Raw genomic sequence first — 666 nt, 5'->3', positions numbered from 1 at the left:
CGACCAGGACCGCCCACGCGCGTCCGCTAAGCAGGAAACTGCTGACTCCATCGACGAGCCGGTCGACGAACGCCTGATTCAGCGAACCGAGGGCTTGTCCACCCACGGTCTGGACCGTGTAGGTCTGCGGGCTGGAGAAGACCGCGTAGAGGTCCATGAAGTTCTTGCGCCCGAATCGGCGCTCCGTCTTGGGACCGAGGACCAGGCGGCCACCTGCGATTCGCAACGCGTCGTCTCGCAACATCCAGCTGATTAGGCGTTCGAACTCGGCCTGGCGGATACCCCGGAAGTCCGGTACATGCGAAAGGTGCTCCCAGGCGGTCACGGCAGTGATCCCATCGCTGGCCAGTGACATGGCTAGGAGTTGGTGGATGAGTACCGGCCAGCAGCGGTCCTCCACCTGAACCGATTCGACCCAGCCCGCCTTCGCCAGCTCGACTAGGGCGATCGCCTGGACGACGCCGTCGGTGGTTTCGCAGAAGAACGTGGTGTTCGCCGCCTGGCCGGTGCGCCGCCCGGTTCGGCCCATGCGCTGCAGGAACGAGCTCACGGTGTCTGGCGCCTCGGCCTGCAACACCCGGTCAAGGTCGCCCACGTCGATGCCCAACTCCAGAGTGGAGGTGCATACGATGCAGACGTCGTCGCCGTGGTGGAAGCGTTCCTCAG

The 666-nt window shown here is 65.0% G+C and carries 1 protein-coding gene; it reads right to left on the bottom strand.

The features are described from left to right. Positions 1–607 (bottom strand): helicase-related protein (locus DMB66_RS60325; RefSeq protein ID WP_370321621.1); only part of this gene is annotated, 607 nt, incomplete at its 3' end. Between the last annotated feature and the right edge of the window lie 59 nt (positions 608–666).

Source organism: Actinoplanes sp. ATCC 53533, from assembly GCF_003947245.1.
This window is presented reverse-complemented; position numbering and strand designations above follow the sequence as displayed.